The following is a 2,226-nucleotide window of genomic DNA, read 5'->3' on the forward strand; positions in this document are numbered from 1 at the left end:
GGCTGCGCTCTTCGAGGATCTCCATCAGCGAGCGGGCCTGGGTCTTGATGAACTCCAGCCCCTCCTGCGCCTGCCGCCCCCACGGGCGCGGCTCGGTGTCCACCACGCACACGGTGCCCAGCGTCACGTCCGTCACCGGGTCGATGAGCGGCGCGCCCATGTAGGTGCGGATGCCGATCTGGTCCACCACCGGGTTGCCCGCGAAGCGCGGGTACGCGCACACGTCGGGCAGCACGAGCGCGGTGCGCCGGCCGACGACGTGCGGGCAGTAGCCGTGGTCGCGGTCCATGATCCGGCTGACCTCCGGCTTGCCGCCGGACTGGTCGGCGAGGCTGGGGTCGGCCCAGTCGGCGGGCGGCGCGTACAGGCCGGTGAAGTACTGATGGTCGGTGATCAGGTTGACCATCGCGTACGGGGTCCCGCCCAGCTGGGCCAGCGACGCGGCGCCCTCGGCGAGGCGGGCGGCGAAGGCGTCGAACTCCGGGTCCGGGCGGTCGCCCAGGCCGAGTTCGTGCAGCCGCTGCTTGCGCCGCTCCAGCTCCTGGTCCTGCTCCCCGTCGGTCATCAGATGGCGGGCGGTGTGGTGGTCGAAGGTCGTCATGCGGGGCTCCTCGGTGGGGAGGTGGGCACGGGCTGTGCGGACTCGGACGCGGACGCTGCCCCGGCCTCGGGCGCCGGCTCCGCCGGGGCCGCGGCCCTGGCCGCCACGGACCGGGCGTGCGCGTGCTCGACCAGCTTGATCAGCAGGTGGCGCGCGGAGCTGGTGGCGCGGGCGTCGCAGCACATCACCGGGGTGTCGCTGCGCAGATGGAGCGCGGCCTTCACCTCTTCCGGGGTGTAGTGGTAGGCGTCGTCGAACTCGTTGATGCCCACCACGAACGGCAGGCCGCGCCGCTCGAAGTACTCGACGGCCGCGAAGCAGTCCGCGAGCCGCCGGGTGTCGGCGAGGACGACGGCGCCGATGGCGCCGCTCGCGAGGTGGTCCCACATGAACCAGAACCGCTTCTGGCCCGGCGTGCCGAACAGCAGCAGCATCATGCGGTGGGCGCTGAGGGTGATGCGGCCGAAGTCCATGGCGACGGTGGTCGCGTCCTTCTCCGGCACCCCGTCCAGGCTGTCGTGGTCGACGCTCGCGGCGGTCAGGGTCTCCTCGGTCGTCAGCGGCGGGATCTCGCTCACCGCACCGACCATCGTGGTCTTGCCGACCCCGAACCCGCCGGCTATCACGATCTTCAGCGGGACGAAGGAGTCGTCAGAGATTGCGTAGTCCGACAAGGACCTTCTCCAGTAGGTATGGGTCGGTGGGGTCGGGCGGGCCCGCGGGCGCCGTCAGGATGAGCGCGCAGGTGTCGAGCAGGTCGCACAGCAGGATCTTGGTGACCGCCACCGGCAGCCCGAGCCGGCCGGCCACCTCCGCCACCGAGCGCGGGCCCGCGCGGCACTCCCGCAGCGTCTCGTCGTGCTCCGGCGTCAGCGGCACCCGGGGCAGCGTCCGGGCGGCGATGACCAGGGTCTCCAGGGCCAGCCGGCGGGTCGGCGCGGTGCGCCCGCCGGTGACCGCGTACGGGCGTAACCGCGGGGCGCCGTCCGTCACCCAGGGGGCGTCGTCGTACGACGTCATGTCACTGTCACCGGGCGTGGCCAGGGGCCGCGGTCACGGCCGTCCGCGCGGGGGAGGTGAGATGGGTCGGGACGCGCTTGACCAACTGGCCCATCTCGTAGCCGATCACGCCCAGGTCCGCGTCCGGCTCCGCGAGCACGGCCAGCACGGCGCCGGGGCCCGCCGCCATCACGCAGAGCACCACGTCCTCGTGCTCCACGAGCACCTGGCGCACGCCGCGCACGGTGTCGGTCCCGATGCCGCCGCCGAGCGAGAAGAGCCCGGTGGCCACCGCGGCGAGCCGGTCGGCGGCGGCGGTGTCGAGGTCGTGTGCGTGCATCCGCACGCCGTCCGTCGAGGCGACGACGGCGCTGCGTGCGCTGGCGACCTGCTGGACGAAGTTGGCCAGAAGCCAGTCGAGGCTTTCGCTCACGAAGACGGGCCTTCCGTGGATCGGTGCTGGTGCGTGGGGGAGAGGGAGGGGGTGGGGTCGGCCTGTTCGCCGTCCTCCGCGGCGCGGGAGCCGGCGGTGAAGCTGGCCATGAGGCCGGTGTTCAGGGGGGTGGCCGAGGGGGCCGCGCCGCCGGGTACGGCGCCTCCGGGGAGGCCGGGTTCGCGGCGCAGCT

Annotated in this window: 5 protein-coding genes; all 5 read right to left on the minus strand. The window is 73.4% G+C overall.

The window, feature by feature from the left end:
• Window positions 1-601: GAF domain-containing protein (locus tag H5J30_RS28450; RefSeq protein WP_181790155.1), on the minus strand; the 601-nt coding region annotated here is incomplete at its 3' end.
• On the minus strand, window positions 598-1,275 hold the full coding sequence (locus H5J30_RS28455) for a GTP-binding protein (RefSeq protein ID WP_181790156.1): 678 nt from the start codon (window positions 1,273-1,275) through the stop codon (window positions 598-600). The genes H5J30_RS28455 and H5J30_RS28450, both read right to left, overlap by 4 nt.
• Window positions 1,253-1,621: a DUF742 domain-containing protein gene (locus tag H5J30_RS28460; protein WP_018838510.1), complete on the minus strand. Its 369-nt coding sequence runs from the start codon at window positions 1,619-1,621 to the stop codon at window positions 1,253-1,255. Before H5J30_RS28460 ends, H5J30_RS28455 begins: the two co-directional genes overlap by 23 nt.
• Window positions 1,622-1,628: 7 nt before the next feature.
• Window positions 1,629-2,033 carry a roadblock/LC7 domain-containing protein gene (locus tag H5J30_RS28465; protein WP_181790157.1) on the minus strand — a complete coding sequence of 135 codons (405 nt, stop codon included), beginning with the start codon at window positions 2,031-2,033 and terminating at the stop codon, window positions 1,629-1,631.
• Window positions 2,030-2,226, minus strand: a 197-nt coding sequence (locus H5J30_RS36075) for a hypothetical protein (RefSeq protein ID WP_220189459.1), incomplete at its 5' end; no start/stop codon positions are given. The genes H5J30_RS28465 and H5J30_RS36075, both read right to left, overlap by 4 nt.

Origin of the sequence: Streptomyces phytophilus (assembly GCF_013870535.1) — a bacterium.
GTDB classification, from domain to species: domain Bacteria; phylum Actinomycetota; class Actinomycetes; order Streptomycetales; family Streptomycetaceae; genus Streptomyces; species Streptomyces phytophilus.

Excerpts from the sequence above, each read along its gene's own strand:
- H5J30_RS28460 (WP_018838510.1), bottom strand. The coding sequence starts at position 1,621 with ATGACGTCGTACGACGACGCCCCCTGGGTGACGGACGGCGCCCCGCGG.